The sequence below is a fragment of the Mycolicibacterium pallens genome (assembly GCF_019456675.1).
In the GTDB taxonomy this organism is placed as follows: Bacteria; Actinomycetota; Actinomycetes; order Mycobacteriales; family Mycobacteriaceae; genus Mycobacterium; species Mycobacterium crocinum.
In genome coordinates, this window is record NZ_CP080333.1 from 4,885,029 (window position 1) to 4,911,355 (window position 26,327).

25 protein-coding genes and 1 pseudogene are annotated in these 26,327 nt (G+C 66.7%); 12 read left to right on the forward strand and 14 right to left on the reverse strand.

Translation table 11 applies throughout. The features are described from left to right. Positions 1–4 precede the first annotated feature (4 nt). Complete coding sequence (sucC, locus tag K0O64_RS23720; RefSeq protein WP_220045799.1) at positions 5–1,168, reverse strand: ADP-forming succinate--CoA ligase subunit beta; 1,164 nt, start codon at positions 1,166–1,168, stop codon at positions 5–7. Positions 1,169–1,414: 246 nt separating this feature from the next. On the opposite strand from sucC, the gene K0O64_RS23725 reads away from it, so the two are divergent. Both K0O64_RS23725 and K0O64_RS23730 read left to right on the forward strand, forming a co-directional pair. Continuing rightward, positions 1,415–2,473: a M23 family metallopeptidase gene (locus K0O64_RS23725; RefSeq protein WP_220045800.1), complete on the forward strand. Its 1,059-nt coding sequence runs from the start codon at positions 1,415–1,417 to the stop codon at positions 2,471–2,473. A gap of 3 nt (positions 2,474–2,476) precedes the next feature. After that, complete coding sequence (locus tag K0O64_RS23730; RefSeq protein WP_220045801.1) at positions 2,477–3,085, forward strand: hypothetical protein; 609 nt, start codon at positions 2,477–2,479, stop codon at positions 3,083–3,085. On the opposite strand, the gene K0O64_RS23735 is transcribed toward K0O64_RS23730, so the two are convergent. Both K0O64_RS23735 and pcrA read right to left on the reverse strand, forming a co-directional pair. Then, the gene (locus tag K0O64_RS23735; protein ID WP_220045802.1) at positions 3,056–3,919 is read right to left on the reverse strand and encodes a phosphatase PAP2 family protein; all 864 of its coding nucleotides are present in this window, start codon (positions 3,917–3,919) and stop codon (positions 3,056–3,058) included. The two genes, K0O64_RS23730 and K0O64_RS23735, sit on opposite strands and share 30 nt — an antisense overlap. A 17-nt stretch (positions 3,920–3,936) precedes the next feature. After that, positions 3,937–6,267 (reverse strand): DNA helicase PcrA, encoded by a 2,331-nt coding sequence (gene pcrA / locus K0O64_RS23740; RefSeq protein WP_220045803.1) that lies wholly within the window; start codon positions 6,265–6,267, stop codon positions 3,937–3,939. 208 nt (positions 6,268–6,475) lie between these two features. On the opposite strand from pcrA, the pseudogene K0O64_RS23745 reads away from it, so the two are divergent. Further along, positions 6,476–6,780: pseudogene (locus tag K0O64_RS23745) on the forward strand (chorismate mutase). Between the two features lie 34 nt (positions 6,781–6,814). On the opposite strand, the gene K0O64_RS23750 reads toward K0O64_RS23745, so the two are convergent. Continuing rightward, positions 6,815–8,839 (reverse strand): SGNH/GDSL hydrolase family protein, encoded by a 2,025-nt coding sequence (locus K0O64_RS23750; RefSeq protein WP_225933531.1) that lies wholly within the window; start codon positions 8,837–8,839, stop codon positions 6,815–6,817. An 82-nt stretch (positions 8,840–8,921) separates the two neighbouring features. Continuing rightward, the gene (locus K0O64_RS23755) at positions 8,922–10,109 is read right to left on the reverse strand and encodes a TetR/AcrR family transcriptional regulator (protein ID WP_220045805.1); all 1,188 of its coding nucleotides are present in this window, start codon (positions 10,107–10,109) and stop codon (positions 8,922–8,924) included. A gap of 129 nt (positions 10,110–10,238) precedes the next feature. Between K0O64_RS23755 and K0O64_RS23760 the strand changes: the two genes are divergently transcribed. From K0O64_RS23760 to K0O64_RS23775, 4 genes are read left to right on the forward strand one after another with little or no spacing between them, the layout of a single operon-like run. Next, the gene (locus K0O64_RS23760) at positions 10,239–11,423 is read left to right on the forward strand and encodes a lipid-transfer protein (RefSeq protein WP_096312994.1); all 1,185 of its coding nucleotides are present in this window, start codon (positions 10,239–10,241) and stop codon (positions 11,421–11,423) included. Positions 11,424–11,425: 2 nt separating this feature from the next. Further along, positions 11,426–11,884 (forward strand): MaoC family dehydratase N-terminal domain-containing protein, encoded by a 459-nt coding sequence (locus K0O64_RS23765; protein ID WP_096312183.1) that lies wholly within the window; start codon positions 11,426–11,428, stop codon positions 11,882–11,884. Beyond that, a complete protein-coding gene (locus tag K0O64_RS23770; protein ID WP_096312184.1) occupies positions 11,881–12,294 on the forward strand; it encodes a MaoC family dehydratase in 414 nt (137 codons plus the stop codon). The genes K0O64_RS23765 and K0O64_RS23770 overlap by 4 nt, the downstream gene beginning before the upstream one ends. A gap of 15 nt (positions 12,295–12,309) precedes the next feature. After that, positions 12,310–13,140, forward strand: a complete 831-nt coding sequence (locus K0O64_RS23775; protein ID WP_096312185.1) for an SDR family NAD(P)-dependent oxidoreductase — start codon at positions 12,310–12,312, stop codon at positions 13,138–13,140. Here K0O64_RS23775 and K0O64_RS23780 read toward each other — a convergent pair. Beyond that, entirely contained in the window at positions 13,137–13,904 is a 768-nt protein-coding gene (locus tag K0O64_RS23780) for an enoyl-CoA hydratase/isomerase family protein (RefSeq protein ID WP_096312186.1), read from the reverse strand. The two genes, K0O64_RS23775 and K0O64_RS23780, sit on opposite strands and share 4 nt — an antisense overlap. Positions 13,905–14,035: 131 nt before the next feature. Between K0O64_RS23780 and K0O64_RS23785 the strand changes: the two genes are divergently transcribed. The 3 genes from K0O64_RS23785 to K0O64_RS23795 all read left to right on the forward strand — a co-directional run bounded on the left by K0O64_RS23785 (position 14,036) and on the right by K0O64_RS23795 (position 18,143). Continuing rightward, entirely contained in the window at positions 14,036–15,190 is a 1,155-nt protein-coding gene (locus K0O64_RS23785) for a LuxR C-terminal-related transcriptional regulator (protein ID WP_125477491.1), read from the forward strand. Between the two features lie 80 nt (positions 15,191–15,270). Next, positions 15,271–16,587 (forward strand): cytochrome P450, encoded by a 1,317-nt coding sequence (locus K0O64_RS23790; RefSeq protein ID WP_425574799.1) that lies wholly within the window; start codon positions 15,271–15,273, stop codon positions 16,585–16,587. Continuing rightward, complete coding sequence (locus K0O64_RS23795; protein WP_096312188.1) at positions 16,584–18,143, forward strand: acyl-CoA synthetase; 1,560 nt, start codon at positions 16,584–16,586, stop codon at positions 18,141–18,143. The genes K0O64_RS23790 and K0O64_RS23795 overlap by 4 nt, the downstream gene beginning before the upstream one ends. 3 nt (positions 18,144–18,146) lie before the next feature. Here K0O64_RS23795 and K0O64_RS23800 read toward each other — a convergent pair whose 3' ends face one another. Further along, on the reverse strand, positions 18,147–18,311 hold the full coding sequence (locus K0O64_RS23800) for a hypothetical protein (RefSeq protein WP_156909893.1): 165 nt from the start codon (positions 18,309–18,311) through the stop codon (positions 18,147–18,149). Positions 18,312–18,359: 48 nt separating this feature from the next. Beyond that, positions 18,360–19,817 (reverse strand): NAD-dependent succinate-semialdehyde dehydrogenase, encoded by a 1,458-nt coding sequence (locus K0O64_RS23805; RefSeq protein ID WP_096312189.1) that lies wholly within the window; start codon positions 19,815–19,817, stop codon positions 18,360–18,362. 50 nt (positions 19,818–19,867) lie between these two features. On the opposite strand from K0O64_RS23805, the gene pgi reads away from it, so the two are divergent. Next, entirely contained in the window at positions 19,868–21,517 is a 1,650-nt protein-coding gene (gene pgi, locus K0O64_RS23810; protein ID WP_096312190.1) for a glucose-6-phosphate isomerase, read from the forward strand. On the opposite strand, the gene K0O64_RS23815 is transcribed toward pgi, so the two are convergent. From K0O64_RS23815 to K0O64_RS23835, 5 genes are all read right to left on the reverse strand, one after another. Then, the gene (locus K0O64_RS23815; protein WP_096312191.1) at positions 21,514–22,263 is read right to left on the reverse strand and encodes an SDR family oxidoreductase; all 750 of its coding nucleotides are present in this window, start codon (positions 22,261–22,263) and stop codon (positions 21,514–21,516) included. The two genes, pgi and K0O64_RS23815, sit on opposite strands and share 4 nt — an antisense overlap. A 75-nt stretch (positions 22,264–22,338) precedes the next feature. Continuing rightward, positions 22,339–23,202 (reverse strand): Fpg/Nei family DNA glycosylase, encoded by an 864-nt coding sequence (locus K0O64_RS30220; RefSeq protein WP_096312192.1) that lies wholly within the window; start codon positions 23,200–23,202, stop codon positions 22,339–22,341. 9 nt (positions 23,203–23,211) lie between these two features. Continuing rightward, complete coding sequence (locus tag K0O64_RS23825) at positions 23,212–23,604, reverse strand: phage holin family protein (RefSeq protein WP_096312193.1); 393 nt, start codon at positions 23,602–23,604, stop codon at positions 23,212–23,214. 17 nt (positions 23,605–23,621) lie between these two features. Next, entirely contained in the window at positions 23,622–24,356 is a 735-nt protein-coding gene (gene cobF / locus K0O64_RS23830) for a precorrin-6A synthase (deacetylating) (protein WP_096312194.1), read from the reverse strand. Positions 24,357–24,365: 9 nt separating this feature from the next. Continuing rightward, on the reverse strand, positions 24,366–25,529 hold the full coding sequence (locus K0O64_RS23835; RefSeq protein WP_096312195.1) for an MFS transporter: 1,164 nt from the start codon (positions 25,527–25,529) through the stop codon (positions 24,366–24,368). A 42-nt stretch (positions 25,530–25,571) separates the two neighbouring features. Between K0O64_RS23835 and K0O64_RS23840 the strand changes: the two genes are divergently transcribed. Next, positions 25,572–26,030, forward strand: coding sequence for a DUF2231 domain-containing protein (locus K0O64_RS23840; protein ID WP_096312196.1), 459 nt, complete (start codon positions 25,572–25,574; stop codon positions 26,028–26,030). A 1-nt stretch (position 26,031) separates the two neighbouring features. On the opposite strand, the gene K0O64_RS23845 is transcribed toward K0O64_RS23840, so the two are convergent. Further along, a complete protein-coding gene (locus K0O64_RS23845; protein WP_096312197.1) occupies positions 26,032–26,304 on the reverse strand; it encodes a DUF4235 domain-containing protein in 273 nt (90 codons plus the stop codon). Between the last annotated feature and the right edge of the window lie 23 nt (positions 26,305–26,327).

A 26,327-nucleotide genomic window follows, 5' to 3' on the forward strand; every position in this document is an offset into this window, starting at 1 on the left:
TCCCTTACTTGTTGGCCAGCTCGGCGGCTTTGTCAGCACCGGAGTCCATGGTCTCGGCCTGGATCACCAGCGGATGGTTGGCCTCGGCCAGGATCCGGCGACCCTCTTCGACGTTGTTGCCGTCGAGGCGAACGACCAGTGGCTTGTTGGCCTCGTCGCCCAGGATCTGCAGCGCCTTGACGATGCCGTTGGCCACCGCGTCACAGGCGGTGATGCCGCCGAACACGTTGACGAACACGCTCTTCACCTGGCTGTCGCCGAGGATCACGTCCAGACCGTTGGCCATCACCTCGGCCGAGGCGCCGCCACCGATGTCGAGGAAGTTGGCGGGCTTGACACCACCGTGCTTCTCGCCGGCGTAGGCGACGACGTCGAGGGTCGACATGACCAGACCCGCGCCGTTGCCGATGATGCCGACCTCGCCGTCGAGCTTGACGTAGTTGAGGTCGTTCTCCTTGGCCTTCAGCTCGAGCGGATCGGTGGCGTCCTTGTCCTCGAACTCGGCGTGGCCGGGCTGACGGAAGTCGGCGTTGGCGTCCAGGGTGACCTTGCCGTCCAGGGCCAGGATCTGGTCGTCGGGCGTGCGCACCAGCGGGTTGACCTCGACCAGGGTGGCGTCTTCCTTGGTGAAGACCTCCCACAGCTTCTGGATGGTCACGGCCGCGGCGTCGAGGACCTCGGCGGGCAGGTGGCCCTTCTCGGCGATCTCACGGGCGAAGGCCAGGTCGACACCCTTGACGGCGTCGACCGGCACCTTGGCCAGCCGGTCCGGCTTGGTCGCGGCGACCTCTTCGATCTCCATGCCGCCCTCGACCGAGCACATGGCCAGGTAGGTGCGGTTGGAGCGGTCGAGCAGGAAGGAGATGTAGTACTCCTCGGCGATGTCACTGGCCTCGGCGACCAGCAACTTCTTGACGATGTGGCCCTTGATGTCCAGGCCGAGAATGTTCTTGGAGTGGGTGTAGGCGTCGTCGGGGGTCGCGGCGTACTTGACGCCACCGGCCTTTCCGCGGCCACCCACCTTCACCTGAGCCTTGACCATGACCGGCTTACCGATTTCCTCGGCGATGGCTTTGGCGTCCTCAGGCGAGTCGGTGACCCGGCCCGGGGTGGTGGGAACGTTGTGCTTGGCGAACAGTTCTTTCGCCTGATACTCGAAAAGATCCATGGGCTCACTGTCTGGTCGGCGCTGACATTTTGATTAGGGAAGTCGCTCCGGGGGGAACTGTATCTAGACGGCTCCGGGACTCCGTCCCCGCCTACCACTCATGTGGTACATCTCACCGCGGAGTTGAAGTGATTCAACTCACAATCCTCCGTGGAATAACGTCTTGGGTTGCCACCCCCTTCCGTTCTTCGTTAACGTCGTCGGGGTCTGAGATAACGCTTTGGTCACGACAAGGGACTTTGAGTTTTGACGCAGCATCGGCCGACCCCGACTTCCCTCGGAGATCTTTCGGCCTCGCAGCCTTTGACCAGGACTTCTGATCGCCAGGCGCCGTCGACTCGAGCCCTGGACCCTGAGCGCGTGGACGTCACGGACATCATCCCGTTCAACGAGTTCGGCGACCTCTGCGACATCGACTTCCGCGAAAGCGCCGCCTTCGACAGCCTCCAGGTCGCGCACTGCCCCGAACTCGACGACCTCCACGACGCCGATGACGCGCAACCGCTGCGGCTGGCCGTGCCGACCGAATTCGCCGCGCCGCGCGACGAGCGCGCCGACGTACCGCACTTCATCAACAGCGACAACACCGACGTTCTGCCGCGTACCCCGCAGCACCGCAGGCAACCGACGAGTGCCGCCAAGGGCCGCGTGATGATCGCCGCCATGGCCGCCGGCGCCGCCGCAGCTGCCGCCTACACCGCGGTCAAGCCCACCACCGAGACCACGACTCAGACCGTCTTGGCCGCCGACACGACGTCCATGGACGGCAGCGCGACCGCTCCCCGCGGCGTGCAGCTGATCGCAGTGAAGCCCGTCGCCGACGCCGCCGTGCACGGCGAGGAACTGGCGAACGGCAACGCCTTCGCCCAGGAACGCGCCGAGCGCGAAGCCCGGCTGCAGCGGCCGCTGTTCGTCATGCCCACCAAGGGCGTCTACACCTCGGGCTTCGGCTACCGCTGGGGCGCGCTGCACGCAGGCGTGGACCTGGCCGGCCCGATCGGCACCCCGATCGTCGCGGTCTCCGACGGTGTCGTGATCGACGCCGGCCCGACGGCCGGTTACGGCGCCTGGGTGAAGCTGCGCCACTCCGACGGCACGGTCACGCTGTACGGCCACGTCAACACCTGGACGGTCCAGATCGGTCAGCGGGTCTTCGCCGGCGACCAGATCGCGACCATCGGCAACCGCGGCAACTCGACCGGACCGCACCTGCACTTCGAAGTTCTTCTGGGCGGCACCAACAGGATTGATCCGGCGCCCTGGCTGGCGCAGCGGGGGCTGTCCGTCGGCCCCTACGTCGGCTGACCGGTGTCTGAACCGAACGAACCGCACACCCGCATCATCCGGCGCCAGCCGTCCGGGCCGATTCCCCAACCCGAAGAGCCGCGCACCGGCATCATCCGTCGCGCGCCCACCGGGCCCATCCCCCAGTCTCCCGATGACCGCACCACGAACATCCCGCGTCCACCCGTCGACGACGCCCCCACCGGACTGATCCGCCGCGCCACCCCGGTCGCGGTACCGGCCCGGCCGGGCGTGGTGGACGTGTCCACCGGTCGCACCGCGATCGCGGCGAGCGCCGTCAGCATCATCAGCGGGTGGGCCACCGGCGTCGTGGCCACCGACCTGATCACCGGGTGGTGGGGCACCGACCTGCTGTTCTGCCTGGCGGTCGGCTTTCTGACCCTGCTGTTCGCGATCACCACCATCGCCGGGGTGATCACGCTGCTGCTACGCCGTTCGGTCGGGCGCTATCTGATCGCGTTCGGTGCCGTCATCGCGTTGCTGACGTTCGGCAGTGTGTTCGTCGCGGGAGCCCGAATTCCGTTGGCGGTGTATCTGATTCCGGTGTTGCCGTTGGCGAGCCTGGTCTTGGCATTGCACCCGTCAACCCGCCGGTGGTGCCGCCAGCGCTGACCGTCGGCGGCTCGTCCACCACTCCCCCACGACGATGACCCCGACCGCCCACGCGGCACCGAGGAAAGCCCCCGCGGCGACATCACTGACATAGTGCACACCGAGGTAGACGCGAGAGAAAGCCACCACTCCGGCGGCCGTCAAGGCGAACGCCCACAGCTTCACTCGGGCTGTCCAGCCGCGGATCACCGAGCCCGCCATCCAGGCAAGCAGGACCGCCACGGCGAAACCGCCGGTGGCGTGGCCGGAGGGAAATGAGAAACCGTCTTCGACGATCACCGCGGTCCACGACGGTGGACGGTTGCGACCAACCATCCACTTGGCCACCACCAGCACCACCCCGACACCGATCAGCCCGGACAGCCCCAGCAGCGCGGGAGCCCACGACCGGATCCGCCAGCAGACCCACGCACTGACGCTGACGACGATCGCCACCAACGACAATGGATCACCAACGTGGGTAAGCACTTTCATGACCCCGGTCAACCATGCGTCACGATTGGCGGCGAACCACTGACCCACCGGCTGATCAACATAGGTGTCGAGCTCACCCTCCAGCACATCGTCGAGCAACTCGGTGAAACCCGCCGCCAGCAGCGCGACCACCACGATCCCCGACACCAGCCCCAAGGCCGCGGTCACATCCACCGACAACCACTGCGCCAACCTCGTGAGCGGCGCGCCGAGGTGGCGAATCGCCCACGTCCGCACCGCGACGGCCAGGCCCGTCTCACGCAGGCGCGTCAGCGCTGCTACGAAGAAGCCCTGATGGCGCGCCACCCAGATGAACACGAGGCTCCAGATCAGGAGTGCGGCCACTACGAGGGCAGTCAAGATCCCACGATCGTCGACTAGAGCTTCTGAATCGGTGCGTGATTGTGCATGAGCTTGACGCGGCCGGCGCTGCCGAAGTCGATCAGTGACATCGCCGACTCCCCCATCCCGGAGACCTCCTCGACGCGGCCGAGGCCGTACTTGTCGTGGTTGACCCGGTCGCCGGGTTCCAGGACCACCAGCCCACGCTTGCTGCCGCCTGCCGGGCGCATCGGCGACGGACGCGGGGTGCCGAATCGGCCGGCTCCGCTGACCGGCGCGCTGTACGACGGCGTGGGATCGGTGCGACGCCAGTCGAGCAGGTGCTCCGGAATCTCGCGCAGGAAGCGCGATTCCGGGTTCAGCATCGGCTGTCCCCACGACGAGCGGACCTTGGCGCGGGTGAGGTAAAGCCGTTGGCGCGCACGGGTTATCCCCACATAGGCCAGGCGACGCTCCTCGGACAGCTCGGCCGGATCCCCCAGCGCCCGCATGTGCGGGAACATGCCGTCCTCCCAGCCGGTCACGAAGACGACCGGGAACTCCAACCCCTTGGCGGTGTGCAAGGTCATCATCGTGACGACTCCGGAACCGTGCTCGGGCAGATCGTCGGAGTCGGCCACCAGCGACACCCGCTCCAAGAACTCCGCGAGTATGCCGGTCTGGGGGACGTCCTCGTCGGTGTCGGCATCCTCGTCTGCCAGCGCGGCGGCGTTGGCGCGGTCGATGCTGAATTCGTGTGCAACGCTGACCAATTCGTTCAGGTTGTCCAACCGGGCCAGGTCCTGCGGGTCGCTGGAGGACTCCAGCTCGTTGCGATAGCCGGTGCGGTCCAGCACCGCCTCGACCAAGTCGCCCAACTCGTCGTCGAGCTTGCCGCGTAACTCGTCGAGCAGGTTGACGAAGCTCGCGATCGCCTTCTCCGAGCGGGTGTTCAGCATCGGCACCTTGCCGGCCGCCGCGGCGCTCAGCGCGTCGGCGAAGGTGGCGCCCGTGTTCTCGGCGTACACCGCCACACATGCCTCGGCACGGTCACCGATACCGCGGCGCGGGGTGTTGAGGATGCGCCGCAGGCTGACCGCGTCGCCGGGATTGTCCAGCACGCGCAGGTACGCGACGATATCGCGAATCTCCTTGCGCTCGTAGAACCGAACGCCGCCGACCACCTTGTACGGGATGCCGGCGCGGATGAACACCTCTTCCAGCGATCGCGACGAGTTGTTGGTGCGGTAGAACACGGCGACGTCGTTGTAGTTGATGTCACCGCGGTCGGCCAGGGCGTCGATCTCCCCGGCGACGAAGCGCGCTTCGTCGTGTTCGTTGTCGGCGACGTAGCCGACGATCAGCTCGCCGTCGCCCTCGTCGGTCCACAGCCGCTTCTCGCGCCGGTTCGGGTTGCGCGCGATCACCGAGTTGGCCGCGTTCAGGATGTTCTGGGTCGAGCGGTAGTTCTGCTCGAGCAGGATCGTGGTGGCGTTGGGGAAGTCGCGCTCGAAGTCCTCGATATTGCGGATCGTCGCGCCGCGGAACGCGTAGATCGACTGGTCGGCGTCACCGACGACGCACAATTCGCTGGGCGGCACGGTGTCGGTGTCGGGCGCGTTGACCCCGACGAGTTCACGCACCAGCACGTACTGGGCGTGGTTGGTGTCCTGATACTCGTCGACCAGGATGTGCCGGAACCGCCTGCGGTAGTACTGAGCGATCTGCGGGAAGTTCTGCAGCACACTGACCGTCTCGCCGATGAGGTCGTCGAAGTCCAGCGCATTGGCCGCCCGCAGCCGGCGCTGATATTCGCCGTAGACGCTGGCGACGGTGCGGGACAGGTCGTCGGAGCCGGGCTCGAGTGCGGCCACCGCGTCCTCGGGGACGATCAGCTCGTTCTTGAGGTTGGAGATCGCGTTGGCCAGCACCCGCGGCGAATACCGCTTGGTGTCCAGGCCCATGTCCTTGCCGATCATCAGCAGCAGGCGGCGCGAGTCGTCGGCGTCGTAGATCGAGAAGTTCGAGTTCAACCCCGGCAGCAGCGAGGCCTGATTGCGCAGGATTCGCACGCAGGTGGAGTGGAACGTCGACACCCACATGTTGCGGGCCCGCGGACCGACGAGCGAGACCACCCGCTCGCGCATTTCGGCGGCAGCCTTGTTGGTGAACGTGATGGCCAGCACCTGGCCCGGTCCGACGTCGCGGGCCGCCAGCAGATAGGCGATCCGCCGCGTCAGCACGGCCGTCTTCCCCGAACCGGCTCCTGCCACGATCAGCAACGGCGGCCCCTCGTGCAGCACAGCCTGGCGCTGCTGGGGGTTGAGGCCCTCGAGAAGTTCGGCCGCGTCGGCCGGAGGTCTGTAATCGGTCACGTGCACACTCATGTCTGCACCAACTTACCGCTGTATGGCGACAGTTTTTTTGCGAAGCCGGGCGTTGGAGTGGCACACTCGATTCGTGCTTTCCTGGCAGCGTCGATTTTTCTACGGGTACCGGTCCGCGGTGCCCGTGGGTATCTAGCTGCTCAACCCGAGAGCCCCGCGGTCCGCATCCGGACCCGGGGCTCGTCTCTTGTGTGAGGCCCGGGATCGGATGAGACCAGACCCACACATGAGGAGAACGAAGCGATGACTCTGGAAATGGTTCCTGAAGCCGAGAACAACATCGACAGCCTCCGTGGCGAGATCGACCGGCTCGACGCCGAGATCTTGGCCGCGGTCAAGCGCCGCACCGAGGTGTCCCAGGAGATCGGCCGGGCCCGGATGGCCTCCGGCGGTACCCGGCTGGTGCACAGCCGGGAGATGAAGGTCATCGAGCGCTACAGCGAGTTGGGTCCGGACGGCAAGGATCTGGCAATGCTGCTGCTGCGCATGGGCCGCGGCCGGCTCGGGCACTGACGCCGGCCATCGGGCAGAGCCGGCTCGGGCACAGCTAGCGCACGGCGTCCAATAGCCAGGGCGTCATCCACTTGACCGCGTTCGGTGTGGGATGCACGCCGTCGATGCGCACCTGCACACCATTGATCTTGTTGGTGTAGGTGCCGTTCGGCGCGAGCTTCTTGTTCAGGTCAAGCACGGTCACGTTCTTGCGATCGGCTACGACCTTGCGCAGCAAGGCATTCCACTGGTCGACCCGACTGGGCTGATCCTCGGGGTACAGGTTGCCGTTGGCCTGCTCCCCGTGCCGGCTGTACGGCTCGGTCGCAACCACTACCAGCGCCCCGGTGGAGCCGAGGATGTCCAGTGCGTGCCGCAGCTCGCTCTCCAGGTATTTGTCGAAATCGGGCTGGCCGATGTGGGCCCAACTGCCATTCCATTTGCGGTCCACCACCTCCCAGCGCCCGATCATCATCAGTACGACATCGGGCCGGTCGTGGCCGATCCGCTGCGCCCAGCGTTCCGGCCACGCATCGCACTCGGGCTTCTGCTCCAGGACCTGACCCGAGTATCGGTACGGCCCACCGCGCACCAGGCCGCAGCCGATTGTGGTGCGATCCAGGAAGCTGACGCCGGGGGTGGGGGGCAGATAGCGCATCATCGTCCACCCGATGGAGTCACCGAACACCGAGACGGTGTGCGGGCGCGGGCCGTCCTGCACCGGCGCGGCGACCCGCACCGTCTCCACCGGTGAGACCAGTGCGGCCTGGGTGACGTCGGGGCTGGACGGGTCGATGCGGATGCCCACCGGGACGACGACGGTCGCGAGCGCGACGGCCGTGCCGATCGTCGCGGCGGCCAGCCGCAGCTGCGGGACGTGCACGGGCCGCCAGCGCCGCACCGGCCGCTCGATCAGCCACCACGACCCCACCGCCGCGAGCACCGTGATCGCGCAGCGGGCACCGAACAGCGGAAAACCTGTCCAGCCGGTCCGCTCCCCGGTGAGCACCAGGAACACCGGCCAATGCCAGAGGTACACGCCGTAGGAGATGACGCCGAGGGCCACCAGCGGCGGGGTGGCGAGCACCCAGGCCACCGGACCGCGTTGTTCCAGGGCGACCGGCGCGATCACCGCGACCGCGGCGACGGCGACGACGATCAACAGCCCGTTGCGGAACTCGGCGGCGCTGCCGGTCGCGACGTGGGTGATCGCGGCCAGCACTGCCACCCCCGCCACCGGCAGACTCGCCGCCAGCCACCTCCCCCACCGGGACCGGATCAGCGGCCAGCCCGCCATCATCGCCGGCCAGTCGCGGACCAGCAGAGCGGCGGCCGCGGCACCGATCAGCAGAGCCTGGGCGCGGGTGTCCGTACCGAAGTAAACCCGGTTCAGCGAGTCGTCCGACGACAGCAGGATCGCCTCGGTGGCCGATGCGGCTGTTCCGGCCAGAGCCAGCACCAGCACCGCCCACCGGACCGCGGTGATCGTCGGCGTCTTCTGCCGACGCCGGGCGATCATCGCCAGCAGCACCGTGACCGCGACGATCAGCACCGGCCAGATCAGGTAGTACTGCTCCTCGACGCCCAGCGACCAGGTGTGCTGCAGCGGTGACGGCGGGGCGCCCTGGCTGAAGTAGTCGGTCTCATGCGACACGAACGCCCAGTTCGCCACCCACAGGAACGCGGCGACCGCGTCGATGCGCAGACCGCTGACAGCCTCCGGCGGAAACAGCAGACGCGCGGCGATCACCGCCAACACCATCAAGAGCAGGGCGGGCAGCAGCCGGCGGGCCCGGCGGATCCAGAACGCGCCGAGGTCGAGTTCGCCGGTCCGGCCGATCTCGTCGAGCAGCAGCGACGTGATCAAAAATCCGCTGAGCACGAAGAAGACGTCGACCCCGATGAATCCGCCTGTCACACCGGGGATTCCGCTGTGCCCGAGCAGGACGAGAGCGACGGCAACCCCGCGGATCCCGTTCAACGCAGGAATGCCCGAGCCGCGGGGCCGTGGCCTGCGCAGTTGGCTCGGTTGCGAGACGGGATCAACCCAGGGACTTTGCGCGAGGGAGCGCGCCGTCACACCCATGCCCTCCTAGATCGTCAGTGCTGTGAAATCTAGTTCGCAACGAGGACTGATCAGCGCAGGCGCGCGGTCGTTTACGTCAATTCCTTGGCGGCAGCGCCAGCAGATGCGCGCAGGTCGTGCTGGCCGCGGACGCGATACCGGTCGCCGACTGCAGATGCGGCACCCGCACGACGTAGTTGACCAGCGTCAGCATGGCCTGCACCTGAAGCCGGGCGGTCGATTCGGTCTGCTCGGTGCGGTACTGGCGCAGCAGGTGCACCCATTCCTCGACGTAGTCGCGTTGCGCGGCCAGCGCGGCATCGCGGTGCGGTTCGGGCAGGTTGCGCACTTCGGTCATCAGCAGATCGACCAATGCCGGGTGCCCGAGTGCGAACTCCACATACGAGGTGATCAGACTGCCCAGGGCCCCGGCGGGCGTGCTCGATGCTGCCAGCACGTCCGAGGCCTGCATGTAGAGGTAGGCGGCACCGCGCGTGAGCGCGGTCGCCAGCAGGTCGGCCTTGTTGGCGAAGTGGTTATAGACGCTTGGTCCGGCGATGCCGAGGGACGCCGCCACGTCCTCGATCCCCACACTGGCGTACCGCCGCTCGGCGAACAACTGGATTGCCTTCTGCAGCAACGCTTCTCGACGCGAGCGCGGCAACAATCCGGCGGGCTTGCGCCGGCGCCGGCCGATCGCGAACTCGACGGGAGCCGGCGCTGTGAGCACCCGCCCGGTGAGTTCTGCCAGCAGCCGAGACTGGTCCCTGGCCGACAGGTCCGACTGATAGAACGACGGGCTGACCACGACGCCGAGGATCATCCAGGCGAACAGGTCGCGAGCGTCGGCGTTCAGGTCGGGTCGCGCGGCTTTCAAGAATTCCGATAACCGTCGCGCGACGTTCTGGCTGGCCTCGCGCAGCCGGGTCTGCGCGTCATCGGATAGATGCCGGGCCTCGCGCTCGACCAGGATCCCGATGTGGCGGCTGGCCACTGCCAGTTCGGCCACCTCGAGCAGGGACTGGTCGGCGTCGGCGAATTCCATGGCGCCGACGACCTCGGCAACCGAGTCCAGGCCGGTGAAGACCACTTCCTCCAGCAATTCGTGCTTGCTGGAGAAGTGCCTGTACAGGGCCGAGGCGCCAACGGCGACGGCCTCGGCGATGTCGCCCATGGCGACATGTTCATACCCGCGGGTGCAGAACAGTTCGGTGGCCGCCGCGACGATCAGCGCCCGACGGTTGGCCGGCCGGGTGCCGCGCTCCGGGCGGGCAGCCGTGGTCACGTTGTCTGCCCCTTTCGTTCGGCGGCGGTGAACGACAGACAGCCTAACGCCGCCCGAGGTCCGAGCTTGCCACCCCGATCCACCACGGTCTAGCCTAAGTGAACTTTCACTAGTCATATGGAGGTTTTCATGGCGAGTCGCACCATCGTCGCGGGAGTGGGGATGATTCCGTTCACCACACCGAGCCGGACGGAGCCATACCCCGTTATGGCAGAACAATCCGTGCGCAATGCCCTCGCGGATGCCGGAATCGACTATTCCGCGGTGCAGCAGGCCTACGTCGGCTATGTGTATGGAGACTCAACCTCTGGACAGGCAGCTCTGTACGGTGTCGGCCAGTCCGGAATTCCGATCGTCAATGTCAACAACAACTGCTCCACCGGTTCCACCGCGTTATGGCTGGCGCGCCAGGCGATCGAGAACGGTGCCGCGGACTGCGTGCTGGCACTGGGATTTGAGCAGATGCAGCGGGGAGCGCTGGCGTCGATGTGGACCGACCGGCCAAGCCCGTTCGACCGCTTCGACGAGACCACCCGCGCCCTGCAGGGCTGGGATGATGCCGCTCCGATGGCGGCCCAGTACTTCGGCGGCGCAGGCCGGCAGTACGCCGATACCTATGGCACCGGACCTGAAGTCTTCGCCCGCATTGCGGTCAAGGCGCGGGCGCACGCGAAGAACAATCCCTACGCGGTGTTCCGCGACGAGGTCACCGTCGAAGAGGTACTGGCCTCCCCACACATCTACGGTCCGTTGACCCGCCTGCAGTGCTGCCCGCCGACCTGTGGTGCGGCCGCTGCGGTGTTGGTCAGCGAGGAGTTCGCCCGCACGCACGGCCTGCGGGTCGAGGTCGCGATCAAAGCGCAGGCCATGGCCACCGACTCGCCCTCGACGTTCACCGGCGACATGATCAAGGTCGTCGGTTACGACATGGCCAAGGCAGCCGCCGACCAGGTCTACGAGGCGTCCGGCGTTGCGCCGGAGGATATTCGGGTCGTCGAGTTGCACGACTGCTTCACCGCCAACGAGCTGCTCACCTACGAGGGCCTGGGCCTGACGCCGGTCGGCACCGCCGAGAAGTTCATCCTCGACGGGGACAACACCTACGGCGGCCGGGTGGTCACCAATCCCTCGGGGGGATTGTTATCCAAGGGGCATCCGTTGGGCGCCACCGGTCTTGCGCAGTGCACCGAGCTGGTGTGGCAGCTACGCGGCCTGGCGCAGGCCCGCCAGGTGGCCGACGCCACGGTGGCGCTGCAACACAACATCGGCCTGGGCGGCGCCGCGGTCGTCACCCTCTACGAGAAGGTGAGCTGACGATGGGGGTGGATCCCGGCGTCATCGGCACCCAATTGCCAACGACCACAGTCACCGTGGATCGAGGCCGGCTGCGCTTCTTCGCCAAGGCGATCGGCGAGACAAACCCCGTCTACACAGAGCTCGACGCCGCGATCGCCGCCGGGCATCCGGACCTCCCGGCACCGCCGACCTTCCTGTTCTCGATCGAACTCGAAGCACCCGACCCATTCGCATACCTCGCTGCGCTCGGCGTCGACCTGCGCTTCGTGCTGCACGGCGAACAGAGCTTCGTCTATCACCAACCCGCCTACCCCGGTGACGAGCTCGTGGCGCACCCGCGCATCACCGATGTGTACACCAAAAAGGCTGGCGCACTGGAGTTCATCGCCAAGGAAACGACAGTGACCCGCATCGACGGAACACCGATCGCCGACCTGCGATCGGTGATCGTCGTCCGCAACCCGGAAGGCAGCGCATGACCGTCACCGATCCCATCGCCGTCGGCACCGAGCTGCCGCCGTTGACGGTGCCACCAATCTCTCGGTTGACCTTGGCCCTGTTCGCCGGCGCGTCTGGGGATCACAACCCGATACACGTGGATCTCGACGCCGCGAAATCGGCCGGGATGCCGGACGTGTTCGCCCACGGGATGCTGTCGATGGCCTATCTGGGGCGGCTGCTGACCAACTGGGTCCCGCAGGAGAACCTGCGCTCATATCGGGTCCGGTTCGCCTCGATCACCCCCGTGCACGGCCAACCCACTTGCAGCGGCCGCGTCAGCGCGATCCAGGAGGTTGACGGTGAGAAACGCGCCACCGTCGACCTCACCGTCACCCTCGCCGACGGCACCGTCACGCTGTCCGGCGACGCCGTCATTGCCATCAACTGAAAGGTTCTGTCACACATGGGAAATCTACCCGGCAACGTGGCCGTCATCTCGGGCTCGGGGCGAGGCATCGGGCGTGAAATCGCGCTCAAACTCGCCGCCGAGGGCGCGTCGGTGGTCGTCAACGACCTGGACGCAGACCCCGCGACCGAAACGGTCACCGCCATCGAAGCCGCCGGCGGCCGTGCCGTCGCGTGCGTCGGCAGCGTCACCGACGAGAACTTCGGCGAACGGTTCGTCCAGACGGCGATGGATGCCTTCGGCGGGCTGGACATCATCGTCAACAACGCCGGCTACACCTGGGATTCGGTGATTCAAAAGATGACCGACGAGCAGTGGGATGCCATCCTCGACGTTCATCTCAAGGCCCCTTTTCACATCCTGCGGGCCGCACAACCGGTGATCAGCCAACTGGTCAAGGGCGCCAAGGAATCCGGGCAACCGGTCGGCTGCCGCAAGGTCGTCAACATCTCCTCATTGGCCGGTGTCGGTGGCAACGCGGGGCAGGCGAACTATGCCGCCGCCAAGGCCGGCGTGATCGGATTGACGAAGGCGCTGGCCAAGGAGTGGGGCCGCTACAACGTCACGGTCAACAGCGTCGCGTTCGGATTGATCAAGACCCGTCTCACCGAAACACCGGCCGACGGTGACGGAACCATCACCGTGCGGGGCCAGGAGATCAAGGTCGGCGTCAACCCCGGCCTGCTGGCCACCATGGAGCAGGCGATTCCGCTCGGCCGTGCCGGCACACCCGCGGAGGCGGCCGGCGCCGTCTATCTGCTGTGCACCCCCGAGTCGGACTACATCAGCGCCCAAACTCTGGTCTGCGGAGGCGGATTCAACTTCTAGCCGACCACGTGCGAGATCCACCCGGACGCGACATCCATGAAGTTCGGGTGGTTGAAGAGCTCGGCCTGAGCCTGCGCCTCGATCTCGTCGACCGCGCAGGCGAAGTCGGCGGTCTCGGCGAACCGCAGTGTTCGTTTGACGGAGCGGATAGTGCGCCCCGGTGCCCTGACCACATCCGTCGCCAGCCGCAACGCTTCGGCACGGGCGTCGTCGACGACGGCCGACACCGCACCGATCTTCTCGGCTTCGCGCGCGTCGATGATCTTCGCGCTCATCAGCAGCTCCAGCGCGCGGTCCCTACCGACAGCTGCCGGCAAGGTTTTGGACAGCCCGTAGTCCGGGCCGAGCCCCATGCGGGCGAAGGTCGCGCCGAACCGGGCCGAGCTCGCGGCAATACGGATGTCGCAAGCCAGGACCAATCCCCAACCGGCACCGGCGGCCGGCCCGTTGACCGCCGCGATCGTCAGCTGCGGCATCCGGTGCAGCGTCATCACCGGCCGGCTGACGTCTTTCATCATCGCGACCGTCGAGTCGGACTCCGCGAGCACCGACAGGATGCTCATGTCGGCACCCGAGCAGAAGCCCCGGCCGGCGCCGGTCAGGATCACCACGTGGACGTCGTCATCTCCGGCGAGTCGGGTGAGCGCAACGTCCAGTTCCGCCATCAGCTCCTCGTCGAGCGCGTTGAGCAGCTCCGGGCGATTCAGCTCCACCACCGCGATGTGGTCGGCAGGTGTGGCGATACGGACGACGTCGGTGGTCATGGTCCTCAGATTAGACTAGTGACACTTCACTTGAACCAATCTATTCCTGATATATCACGGATATACCGGCCGTAGGGAAGCTACTATCATTCACTTAGGCTGCTACAGCAGCGGTGCTCGAAGGAGGTTTCATGGCCAGTGCGCCCGTTGTCAGCAGTGTGCGATCGCCCCGGCGGCGGGGATTGAGCCTGCAGACCCATGACCACGCCGAGGTCGCCGACATCGTCGCTACCGCGCGCGGCCGCTATCCCGGGATCGGCCCGGCCGATGTCGTCGAGGACTGTGCCGACGCACTCGCCGCCCTTGATGCGGTGTGGCAGGCCGCCGTCCACGCCTTGACCGCGGCGACACCGGCCGACCCACACGACATCGACCTGCTGTCCCGGGTGAAGTCGGCACTCACCCGCATCCACTCCCGCGAGGTCGAACGAGTCGACCATGCGCTGGCCGGGCTTCGTGACGCAACCGCGGAGCTCGACCAGATCGACGACCCTGCCCATCTGCTCGACCGCGCCGCAATCGCGGCCACCAATCTCGGATTCGACAGGGCGATGATCTCGTCGGTGAGCGACGGCCGATGGGTGCCCGTCGCAGGACACATCGAACGCGATCCCAGCTGGGCTTCGCAGATTGTGGCGGCAGGACAGGAGCATCCCGAAGTCATCGACGCAGCGCTGCCCGAGGCCGAAATGCTGCGCAGGTTGCGGCCGATCCTCGTCGACGACGCACACAGACTGCCGCGCTGTTATGCCACCATCATCGACATCTCCAAGGGCCAACGGTACATCGCTGCGCCAATCATCTCCTGCCGCAACGTGATCGGCTTCGTTCACGCCGACGCGTTCTACCGGAAGCGCCGATTCGTCAACAGCGACATTCGCCTACTCGGACTGTTCGGTGAATACCTCGGGTCCACGATGTCACGCCTGATGATGCTCGACGAACTACGGGCGCTGCGCGTCCAGGCGGACGGCATCACATCGCGGATCACCGAACTGGAGCGCAGCTGGTCCGGTCGTACCTACCGCCGCCCGTCGCTGTTCCGCGGCGCGCTCGATGCAGCCGGCCCACCCAGCCCGGGCCGGGCCACCGCGGCCAGCGTCCTGACCCGTCGAGAACTCGAGGTGCTCGAACTGGTCGCAAGCGGTGCCACCAATGCACGGATCGCGCGGGCACTGACCATCTCCGAGGGAACGGTCAAGGGCCACATGAAGCACATCTTCCGCAAGCTCGGTACCGCCAACCGTGCCGAGGCGGTGTCGTACTGGTTGCAGGTGTCTGCGTGACCCAGATGTCCGATCGGCAGGCAAACAGGCCCTTTTGGGGGGATGCCGGCACAGGTCGGCACCTTCGACACTGAAGGCCGATGCAAACCGCGCGCACTGGAGGCACCATGCATATCGAGGGCATTCTTCCCGCCACCTCGGACAACAAGCCCGACTACTGCGACATCGAGGTATCGAGCAAGTCGTTCTGGGCCCGTCCGGCCCTGGAGATGGACGAGGTGTTCGCCCAGCTCCGCGCCGAGCAGCCGGTGTCCTGGCAGCGTCCCATCGAAGGTGCCGTGGTGCCCGACCCCGACGATCCCGGCTTCTGGGCCGTCGTGCGACACGCCGACATCAAGCGGGTCAGCCACGACAACCAGACCTTCGTCTCCGGGCAAGGCGTGTTCTTCGACAGGTTGCCCCCATTGTTCCTGGAGATGGCGCTGTCCTTCCTCGCGATGGACCCACCGAGGCACGACCAGTTGCGCCGGCTGGTCAGCAAGGCCTTCACCCCGCGCCAGATCAGACGCATCGAGGACAAAATCGAGCTGGCGGCCAAGCAGATCATCGACGATATCGCGACCGATCCGTCGGGTGAGATCGAGTTCATGGATCGCTGCGCGAGCCTTCTGCCCGTACGGATGTTCTGTGAGATGTTCGGCGTACCAGAGCATCTCGAAGAAGCGACCGTCAAACACGTCATCGGTTCGGTGTCATGGGCCGACGAGGAGTATCTGGCTGGACGCAGCGCCGCCGAAGTGCAACTCGAGTCAATCGCCGGGTTGCACCAGGTGGCCAAGGAGATCATCGACCTGCGCCGCCGGGAGCCCGGCGACGACATCATTTCCTCGATGACGCAGGCCGAGATCGACGGGCAGAAGCTGACGGACTTCGAAATCGCGTCGTTCTTCTGCCTGCTGTCCGGAGCGGCCACCGACACCACCAAGACCACCCTCGGCCACGCGGTACGGGCACTGTCGCTCTTCCCCGATCAGCGCACGTGGCTGCTCGACGACTTCGACGCACGCATCAGCACCGCCATCGAGGAGTTCATCCGCTGGGCGACACCGCTACTCACCTTCAGCCGCACCGCCGTCGTCGAAACCGAACTCGGTGGCCAGACGATCATGCCGGGCGACAAAGTGGTGATGATCTATCTGGCGGGCAATTTCGACGCCGACGCCTTCGACCGCCCCCGGGCATTCGATCTGTCCCGCTCCCCCAATCCTCATGTGAGCTTCGGCGGAGGCGGCATACACTACTGCCTGGGTGCCAACCTGGCCCGGTCGATGCTTCGGGCCGAAACACGGGAGTTGTTGATGCGCATACCCGAATTCGAGACCGGCGAGCCAGACCTGTTGGGTACCAACTTCATTCATGGCATCAAACGTCTGCCGTTCCGGTTCACGCCGCGATGACCACCGGCATGTACCTGACGCAGGGCCTGCACCGGGCCGTGCGGGCCACCCCGCACGACACGATGACGATCTGCGCCGGGCGGGTCCGGACCTTCGCCGAGGTCACCGACCGGGTGGCCCGACTGGCCGGCGCCCTTCACACACTCGGCGTCAGCACGGGTGACCGCGTCGGGATCCTGTCGCTGAACTCTGATCGCTATTCGGAGTATCTGCTTGCCACGCCGTGGGCCGGCGCGGTGCTCAACCCGATCAACATCCGCTGGAGCGGCGCCGAGATCGCCTACAGCCTGCGCGATTCCGACACCCGCACCTTGCTGATCGATGACACCTTCCTCCCGTTGCTTCCCGAATTACGTTCGCAATTCCCGGATTTGGCGCATGTCATTCACTGCGGCGACGGCGATGCGCCGGAGGGACTGCTGAGCTATGAGGAGCTGGTCGCGGCCAGCGACCCGGTGCCCGACGCGCACCGCTGCGGGTCGGATCTGGCCGGCCTGGTCTACACCGGCGGTACCAGCGGGCATCCGAAGGGCGTCATGCTGACCCACGACAACCTGATGACGTCGGCGCTGGGCTGCCTGGCGTCGGGGTTGTTCCTCACATCGGGCGGCCCGCTGCTGCACGCCGCGCCAATGTTCCACCTCGCGGATCTGGCGATCTGGACGGCGCAGGTCTGTCGGGGCGGTACGCATGTCTTCATCCCGGCATTCCGGCCTGACTGGGTGCTCGAAGCGATGCAGCAGCACCGGATCACCGATCTACTGCTGGTGCCGACGATGGTGCAGATGCTGGTCGACGATCCGGCGTTGTCCGCGCACGACACCAGCAGTGTGCGGGCCGTGTTGTACGGCGGTTCGCCGATCTCGGCCGCGCTGTTGGAGCGGGCGGCGCAGCGGCTGCCGACAGCCTCGTTCGTCCAGGCCTACGGCATGACTGAGGTATCGCCGGTCGCCACTTTGCTGTCGCCGGCCGACCACGCCGACCCGGTGCTGCGCCGCTCCGGTGGGCGCGCCGCCCCGCACTCGGAGGTACGCATCGTCGGCGAGGACGACACCGAGTTGCCGCGCGGCGAGGTCGGTGAGATCACCGTGCGGGGCGCGCATGTGATGGCCGGCTACTGGAACAAGCCCGAGGAGACCGCGGCCGCTTTGCGAGGCGGCTGGATGCATACCGGCGATGCCGGCTACATGGACGCGCGGGGTTACGTGTTCGTCGTCGACCGCATCAAGGACATGATCGTGTCCGGTGGGGAGAACGTGTACTCCGTCGAGGTGGAGAACGCGCTGGCCCGCCACCCGGCCGTGGCGACGTGTGCGGTGATCGGGGTTCCGGACGAACGCTGGGGGGAACGGGTGCACGCCGTCGTGGTTCTCACCAGCGGGGAGCAGGCGAGCGATGACGAGCTCCGAGAGTTCTGCAAGACGCTCATCGGCGGGTACAAGATTCCCCGCAGCTTCGAGGTCGTCGACGCGCTGCCGGTGTCGGCGGCGGGCAAGGTGCTCAAACGGGAACTGCGGGCCAAATTCTGGACGGACTCGGACCGCTCGGTCAGCTGAGCATCAGCAGCGCGTCAGGTCCCGATCGACGATCTTGGGGCGCTTCGGCGCCTCCGGCCGCAGCTGGTCGAGAGCCAGCATCAGACCCCCGACCGCGCCGGACAGCTGCGCGACGACGAGCTCAGGCACCCCTCGGTGCGCGGGGCGCTGACGACTGCTGATCTTCATGGCGTAGGGGTTACCCAGCGCTTGCAATTGCAAGCGTGATGCCCACCACTACTTGGTCAGCGCGATGTACTTGGTGTCCAGGTACTCCTCGATGCCTTCGGTGCCGCCCTCGCGACCGAAGCCGGATTCCTTGACCCCGCCGAACGGCGCGGCCGGATCGGAGATCACGCCGCGGTTGACGCCGACCATGCCCGACTCGATGGCCTCGGCCACCCGCAGTGCCCGGTCCAGCGACTCGGTGTAGATGTAGGACGCCAGCCCGTATTCGGTGGCATTGGCCGCGGCGACGCCGTCTTCCTCGGTGTCGAAGCCGATGATCGGCGCGACAGGTCCGAACACCTCCTCGGTGAGGATGCGGGCGTCGGCCGGGATGTCGGTGAGGACCGTGGCCGGGTAGAAGTTGCCGGGGCCGCCGGGCGCCTCACCGCCGAGCGCGACCGTCGCGCCCTTCTCCACGGCGTCGTTGACGAGTTCCTGAACCTTGGCCAGCTGCTTGGTGTTCACCAGGGGGCCGAGCTTGGCCGACGGGTCGAGCCCGTTGCCCAGGTTGACCTCGGCCATTCGCTTGACGAACTTGTCGGTGAACTCGCCGATCACCGCGTTGGCGACGTGGATCCGGTTGGCCGCCGTGCACGCCTCACCGCCGTTGCGCATCTTGGCCAGCATCGCGCCGTCGACCGCCGCGTCGATGTCGGCGTCGTCGAAGACCACAAACGGCGCGTTGCCGCCGAGCTCCATCGACGTGCGCAGCAGCTTGTCCGCCGACTGGGCCACCAACGCCTTGCCGACGCCGGTGGAACCGGTGAAGGTCAGCTTGCGCAGCCGGCCGTCGTCGATCAGCGTCTTGGTGACATCACCGGGATGGCTGGTGGGAAGGATCGACAGCACACCCTTGGGCAGGCCGGCCTCGGCCATCAGCTTGGCCAGCAGCAGCATGGTCAGCGGCGTCTCCTGAGCCGGCTTGACGATCATCGTGCAGCCCGCTGCGAACGCGGGCCCGATCTTGCGGGTTCCCATGGCCAGCGGGAAGTTCCACGGCGTGATCGCGTAACAGGGGCCGACGGGTTGCTTGGTGACGATGATCCGTCCGGTGCCCGCCGGGGACGGCGTGTAGCGACCTCCGATGCGGACCGCCTCCTCGGCGAACCAGCGGAAGAACTCCGCGCCGTACTTGACCTCACCCATGGACTCGGCGACGACCTTGCCCATCTCCAGGGTCATCAGCGTCGCGAGATCGTCGGCGCGGTCGATGATCGTCTCGAACACCGAGCGCAGGATCTCACCGCGATCCCGGGCCGGGGTGGCCGCCCACTCGGCCTGGACCGCGCACGCTGCGTCGAGCGCGGCGATGGCGTCCTCGGCGGTCGCGTCGGCGACCGTCGCGATGACCTTGTCGTTCGACGGGTCGAAGACCTCGAAGGTCGACGAGCCCTTGCGCTCTTCACCGCCAATCCACAATCCCGTGGGAACCGACGACAACAGCCGTTCAATGTCTGGGGTGCTCATACCTCCATCATGTACACCTTTGGACACCTCGTCACACTAGGGTCGAACGAATGACTGGAGACATTTCCGCAACCGGAGAATGGAACGCGCTGCGTCGCCACCACGACCAGATCGCCGGGAAGACGCTCCGCGAACTTTTCGACGAGGATCCGGACCGCGGCCGCGAGCTCACGCTGACCGTCGGCGACTTGTACATCGACTACAGCAAGCACCGCGTCACCCGGGAGACGCTGTCGCTGCTGGTCGATCTCGCCCGGGCCGCGAACCTCGAACAGCACCGCGATGCGATGCTGTCCGGCCAGCACATCAACACCTCCGAGGACCGCGCGGTGCTGCACACCGCGCTGCGGTTGCCGCGCGACGCCGCACTCGAGGTCGACGGCCAGAACGTTGTCGCCGACGTGCACGAGGTACTCGACCGGATGGGCGACTTCACCGACCGGCTGCGCAGCGGCGAGTGGACCGGCGCCACCGGTGAGCGGATCAAGACCGTCGTCAACATCGGCATCGGCGGTTCGGACCTGGGCCCGGTGATGGTGTATCAGGCGCTGCGGCATTACGCCGACGCCGGCATCTCGGCACGGTTCGTCTCCAACGTCGACCCGGCCGACCTGGTCGCCAAGCTCGACGGACTCGAGCCCGCCACAACGCTTTTCATCGTCGCCTCGAAGACGTTCTCGACGCTGGAGACCTTGACCAACGCGACGGCAGCGCGCCGCTGGCTCACCGATGCCCTCGGTGATGCCGCGGTGTCGAAACACTTCGTGGCCGTGTCGACCAACAAGAAACTCGTCGACAACTTCGGCATCAACACCGCCAACATGTTCGGCTTCTGGGACTGGGTGGGCGGCCGCTACTCGGTGGACTCCGCGATCGGCCTGTCGGTGATGGCGGTGATCGGCAAGGAAGCGTTCGCCGATTTCCTGTCCGGCTTCCACATCGTCGATCGCCATTTCGCCACTGCGCCTTTGGAATCCAACGCACCGGCCCTGCTGGGGCTGATCGGCCTGTGGTACTCCGACTTCTTCGGCGCCGAGACCCGGGCGGTGCTGCCCTACTCCAATGACCTGTCCCGGTTCGCGGCGTACCTGCAGCAGCTGACGATGGAGTCCAACGGTAAGTCGGTGAAGGCCGACGGTTCCCCCGTGACCACCCCGACCGGTGAGATCTTTTGGGGCGAACCGGGAACCAACGGTCAGCACGCGTTCTACCAATTGCTGCACCAGGGCACCCGGCTGGTGCCCGCCGACTTCATCGGCTTCTCCGAGCCCACCGACGACCTGCCAACCGCCGACGGCTCGGGCAGCATGCACGACTTGCTGATGAGCAACTTCTTCGCCCAGACCCAGGTGCTGGCGTTCGGCAAGACGGCCGAGGAGATCGCCGCCGAGGGAACCCCGGCAAACGTGGTGCCGCACAAGGTGATGCCCGGCAACCGGCCCAGCACGTCGATCCTGGCGAACCGGCTGACGCCGTCGGTGGTAGGCCAGCTGATCGCGCTCTACGAGCATCAGGTGTTCACCGAAGGCGTGATCTGGGGTATCGACTCGTTCGACCAGTGGGGTGTCGAGCTGGGCAAGACACAGGCCAAGGCGCTGCTCGGAGTGATCACCAGTGACGGATCGCCCGCACAGCAGAGCGACAGCTCGACCGACGAGCTGGTGCGGCGGTATCGGGCCGAAAGGGGCCGGACCCGCTAAGCGAACAGCTTGGTGAACCGCGTCGGCACGATCTTCATCAGCGCCACCAACGGAATCCACGGCCACGCCGGCACGATCGCCCGCCCGGACTCGCGTTCGATGGCGGCGACGATCTGCCGCACACCGGTGTCGGTGTCGACCATCAGCATCGTCGTCTTCGATTTGGCGGTCATCTCCGACTCGATGTAGCCGGGTTCGATGACGCTGACTGTGATTGGGCCCGAGGCATATTCGGCCCGCAGCGACTCGCCCAGTGAGGTCAGGCCCGCCTTGCTCGCCGCGTAGGCGGCCTTGATCCCGGGCACGCCTCGGTTGCCCATCACACTCGAGATCAGCACCAGGTGCCCGGAGCCCGCCCCGGCGAACATCTCCAGTGCGGTTTCGATCTGCACGAGCGCCGAGACCAGATTGGTCTCAATGGTGGCTTTGTTGGCCCACAATTTGCCCGAGCCGAGCGGCGCGCCCTTCCCGATTCCGGCGTTGACGATGACCCGGTCGATCCCGCCGAGTTGATCAGACAGTTCGGCGAAGACCTTGGGCACCTGATCGTGGTCGTTGACGTCGAGAGCGGCGACGGCGACCGTGATGTTCGGGTGTCGTTGCGCCAGTTCGGCCTTCAGTTCGTCCAGCCGGTCGACGCGGCGTGCGCACAGCGCCAGGTCACGTCCTTGGGCCGCGAACGCTCGGGCCATCCCGGCCCCGAGTCCGGAACTGGCACCGGTGATGAGGATTCTCTGGCGAGTCACTTGCCAAGAATAATCCCCGGGTCGCTTCGCTCTCCCCCTCGCCTTCGGCCGGGAGGTACCCCCAGCCCGCCGGACCTATTTCAGCAGCCGTGACATCCTTCGGTCGGCCAGCACCTTGCCGCCGGTCTGACAGGTCGGGCAGTACTGAAACGATTTGTCGGCGAACGACACCTCGCGCACGGTGTCACCGCACACCGGACAGGGCAACCCGGTGCGGGCATGCACCCGTAGTCCAGATCGCTTCTCGCCCTTCAGGGTTGCCGCCTGTTGACCCACCGACCGTTGCACAGCATCGGTCAGCACCGTGATCATCGCGTCATGCAGGGCGCCCAGTTGCGCGGCGGTGAGCTTGTTGGCCGTCGCGAACGGCGACAGCTTGGCGACATGCAGGATCTCGTCGCTGTAGGCATTGCCGATTCCGGCGATGACCTTCTGGTCGGTGAGCACCGTCTTGATCCGCCCGCTATGCGGTTTGAGGATTTCCGCAAGCTGCTCCTGACCGATCTCCAGCGCGTCGGGGCCCAGCGTTGCGATGCCAGGTACCTTGGCCGGGTCATCGACGATCCAGACGGCCAGCCGCTTCTGGGTGCCGGCCTCGGTCAGGTCGAAACCGGCTGCTTCACCGGGTGTTCCGAGGTGCACGCGCAGCGCGATCGGGCCCTTACCTGGCTTGAGCGGGGCGGCCGCGAGCTTGTCGCTCCACTTCAGCCAGCCGGCCCTGGACAGATGGGTGATCAACCACAGGCCGCCGGCCTGCATACCGAGGTACTTGCCCCAGCGGGCCGCGCCCGTCACAGGCTGTCCGTGCAGCGCGGTCGGCGGCGGGTCGAACGTCTTCAGCACCGATAGCGCCGCGATGTCGACGCGCCCGACCGTCTGGCCGACCGCATGCCGGCGCAGATGATCGGCCAAGGCCTCGACTTCCGGCAGTTCAGGCATACGTCCAGGTTAGCGGCGCTCGGCGTCACGCAGCGGCAGCGAGAACAGCCAGCCGACGATCGACAGCACGATCGCCGCCCAGATCGCGGTCCACCAGAACTGGTCGATCTGCAGTCCCCAATGAGTGGTGTGCTCGGTGATCCACGCGGTGATCCACAACATCAGCGCATTGATCACCACGTGAATCAGGCCGAGCGTCAGGATGTAGAGCGGGATCGACACGAACTGCACGATCGGCTTGACGATTGCGTTCACCACCCCGAACACGATCGCGACGACCAGAACGATGCCGACCCGCTGCAGCGTGGTGTCACCGCCCACGAAGGTGATGCCGGGCACGATCAGCGTCACCACCCACAGCGCCAGCCCGGTCACCGCGGCACGAAGCAGGAACGGTCCCATGCGGGGATCTTCCCAGATCAGGCCCGCAGGAGATAGATGTCCATGATCCAGCCGTGCTGTGCGCGGGCTTCGGCCCTCAGCTTCGCGATGCGCTCACCGACGTCGCCGACGGTGCCCGCCATCAACAGTTCGTCGGGCGTGCCGAGGTAAGCGCCCCACCAGATGCGGGTCTGCGGCGGGCATCCGAGAAACGCGCAGTCACCGTCGAGCATCACCACCGCCGAACCGGTCAGGCCCGTGGTGCGCAGCTGACGTCCGGTGGTGATCAACACGGGTTCGCCCACGTCGTTGAGCGGGATGCGATGCCGGGCGGTCAGCGCCTGAATCGCGGTGATGCCGGGGATGACGTCGTAGTCGACCTCGACATGTCGGACGACCTCGTCGAGGATTCGCAGGGTGCTGTCGTAGAGCGACGGGTCTCCCCACGCCAAAAAGGCGCCGACCCCATCCGGGCCGAGCTCGGTTTCGATCGCCTTGGCCCACAACTGGGCGCGGGCATGATGCCAGTCGGCGACGGCCTGGGTGTAGTCGCCGTCGGCCGCGCGTTTCGGGTCGGGTAGTTCGACGAAGCGGTAGCCCGGCTCGGTGATGAAGCGCTGGCATATCTCCCGCCGCAAGGCGACGAGGTCGCTTTTCGCCTCGCCCTTGTCCATCGCGAAGAACACCTCGGTGTCGTTGAGCGCACGAATCGCCTGCGATGTCACGTAGTCGGGGTCGCCGGCTCCGATGCCGATGACGTGGATGGTGCGCACCGGGGCAGCCTAACGAAAGCGCCGCAACGCGGTCGGAACCAGGAGTATCACCGCGAAACACGCCCCGGCGATGCCGGAGATCAGTAGCGGTAGGCGGCCGTCGCCGCCCCACAGCAGTCCGGCCCACAGCCCGGCGGCCAGCACCGCGAAACCGCTTGCGCCCTGGAACACTCCCTGCGCGGTGGCCTGCCGGTCGCCGCCGACGAGCGAGGAGATCCACGCCTTTCCGACGCCGTCGGTGCACGCGGTGAACATTCCGTAGGCCGCGATCAGCAACCACGCCGCCAGCGGATCGGTGGTCATCCCGAGGCCGATGTAGCCGACGGCGAAGAAGACCAGGCCGAAGCCGAACACCACCGAACGCGGTAACCGGTCGGCCAGCACACCGGCCGGGAAACTGCCCAGCGCGTACACCAGGTTGTACCCGACGTAGGCGAGGATCACCTCGACGACGCCGAAGCCGATCTCGTTGAGCCGCAACAGCAATAGCGCGTCGGGAAAGTTGACGATGCCGAAGCCGACCAGCAGAGCGGTCACCCGCCAGTACCGCCGGGGCAACTCCCGCAGGCCGCGGAACACCGGCTGACGCTGGGCACGAGGGACAGTGCGCCGCGGCTCTCGCACCAGGACCACCAGCAGCACGGACAGCACCGCGGGGACGATCGCGATGTAGAGCAGCGGCGCGATGTGATGATCCAGCAGTTCGTAACCGGCCAGCCCGAGCAGTGGTCCGACCACCGCGCCGAGAGTGTCCATGGTGCGGTGGAAACCGAATACCCTGCCGCGCAACGGTGTATCGATGCCCTCGACCAGCAGCGCGTCCCGCGGTGCACCGCGGATTCCCTTGCCGAGCCGGTCGACCACCCGCCCGGCCAGCACTCCGGGCCACGCGGCGGCGACGGCGATGATGACCTTGCCGAGCGCGGCCATCCCGTATCCCGTTGCGATCAACGGGCGTTTGGCGAACCGATCGCCGAGCGGCCCGACCGCGAGCTTGGTCAATGACGCCGCACCCTCGGCGGCCCCTTCGATCGCGCCGACGACCGAGGCGGGTGCGCCCAGTACTGCGGTCAGGTAAATGGGCAGTAACGGATACAGCAGCTCGCTGGCGGCGTCCTGAAGGAACGACACCGCCGAGAGCACCCGGACATTGCGGGTCAGCCAGGACGCCATTTGAGCGCGATTATCTACCACGGCCCCGGTAGCATTCGCCCCGTGTCGACGTTCAACGGTCTACCGGCCCACGTGCTGTTCGTTCATTTCATTGTGGCGCTGGCGCCGCTGACGGCTCTGTTGGCGATTCTGTGCGCGGTGTGGCCCGCGGCCCGCCAGCGTCTGGTGTGGCTGGTGTTGGCGCTGTCGCTGATCGTCACGGTGCTGACGCCGCTGACCACTGAGGCCGGCGAGTGGCTGGAGGACAAGGTCGGCCGGTCGCCGCTGATCGAGGCGCACGCGGAGATCGGCGACACCATGCTCTTCTTCTCGCTGGCGCTGCTCGTCGGGGCGGTTCTGCTGGCGGTCATTCATGTCAGTGCCGCCCGCGGGCGGGCGGTGTCCAGCGTCCTGGCGGCCGTCGTCGCGGTGTTCGTGGTGGTGGCCGGCGTCGCGACGATCGTGCAGGTGTACCGCATCGGTGACTCAGGGGCGAAGGCCACCTGGAGTCAAATCGCTTGAGTCACACCGGGTTCTGATGGGTCACCGCCCGGTAGCCGCGGGCACCGGCGCGGTCGACCGCGGCGCGGACGACGCCGAACACCAGACCCTGTAGGGCCGCCGCAAGCAACGCCTCGCGGCCGGATCTGTTGAGATCCTTGGGATCCGGCGGGGCCTCGTTCGTGTCGCCGACTCGCTTCCACACCTGGGTGAACAGCGCACCGGCCAGAAGACCACCCGCCACGCTGGTGCCGATCGACAGGGGCAGGTACATCGCTTTCGAGATCGCGCTCATCGCCGCTCCTTTCTGCTCACGGC

What these genes read in the sequence shown, in the direction of transcription:
- K0O64_RS23800 (WP_156909893.1), bottom strand. Translation starts at nt 18,311, where the DNA reads ATGAAGATCAGCAGTCGTCAGCGCCCCGCGCACCGAGGGGTGCCTGAG.
- K0O64_RS23790 (WP_425574799.1), top strand. Translation starts at nt 15,271, where the DNA reads ATGCAAACCGCGCGCACTGGAGGCACCATGCATATCGAGGGCATTCTT.
- K0O64_RS23795 (WP_096312188.1), top strand. Translation starts at nt 16,584, where the DNA reads ATGACCACCGGCATGTACCTGACGCAGGGCCTGCACCGGGCCGTGCGG.
- K0O64_RS23760 (WP_096312994.1), top strand. Translation starts at nt 10,239, where the DNA reads ATGGCGAGTCGCACCATCGTCGCGGGAGTGGGGATGATTCCGTTCACC.
- pcrA (WP_220045803.1), bottom strand. Translation starts at nt 6,267, where the DNA reads ATGAGTGTGCACGTGACCGATTACAGACCTCCGGCCGACGCGGCCGAA.
- K0O64_RS23835 (WP_096312195.1), bottom strand. Translation starts at nt 25,529, where the DNA reads ATGGCGTCCTGGCTGACCCGCAATGTCCGGGTGCTCTCGGCGGTGTCG.
- K0O64_RS30220 (WP_096312192.1), bottom strand. Translation starts at nt 23,202, where the DNA reads ATGCCTGAACTGCCGGAAGTCGAGGCCTTGGCCGATCATCTGCGCCGG.
- K0O64_RS23775 (WP_096312185.1), top strand. Translation starts at nt 12,310, where the DNA reads ATGGGAAATCTACCCGGCAACGTGGCCGTCATCTCGGGCTCGGGGCGA.
- K0O64_RS23765 (WP_096312183.1), top strand. Translation starts at nt 11,426, where the DNA reads ATGGGGGTGGATCCCGGCGTCATCGGCACCCAATTGCCAACGACCACA.
- K0O64_RS23845 (WP_096312197.1), bottom strand. Translation starts at nt 26,304, where the DNA reads ATGAGCGCGATCTCGAAAGCGATGTACCTGCCCCTGTCGATCGGCACC.
- pgi (WP_096312190.1), top strand. Translation starts at nt 19,868, where the DNA reads ATGACTGGAGACATTTCCGCAACCGGAGAATGGAACGCGCTGCGTCGC.
- sucC (WP_220045799.1), bottom strand. Translation starts at nt 1,168, where the DNA reads ATGGATCTTTTCGAGTATCAGGCGAAAGAACTGTTCGCCAAGCACAAC.
- K0O64_RS23825 (WP_096312193.1), bottom strand. Translation starts at nt 23,604, where the DNA reads ATGGGACCGTTCCTGCTTCGTGCCGCGGTGACCGGGCTGGCGCTGTGG.
- K0O64_RS23785 (WP_125477491.1), top strand. Translation starts at nt 14,036, where the DNA reads ATGGCCAGTGCGCCCGTTGTCAGCAGTGTGCGATCGCCCCGGCGGCGG.
- K0O64_RS23780 (WP_096312186.1), bottom strand. Translation starts at nt 13,904, where the DNA reads ATGACCACCGACGTCGTCCGTATCGCCACACCTGCCGACCACATCGCG.
- K0O64_RS23770 (WP_096312184.1), top strand. Translation starts at nt 11,881, where the DNA reads ATGACCGTCACCGATCCCATCGCCGTCGGCACCGAGCTGCCGCCGTTG.
- K0O64_RS23805 (WP_096312189.1), bottom strand. Translation starts at nt 19,817, where the DNA reads ATGAGCACCCCAGACATTGAACGGCTGTTGTCGTCGGTTCCCACGGGA.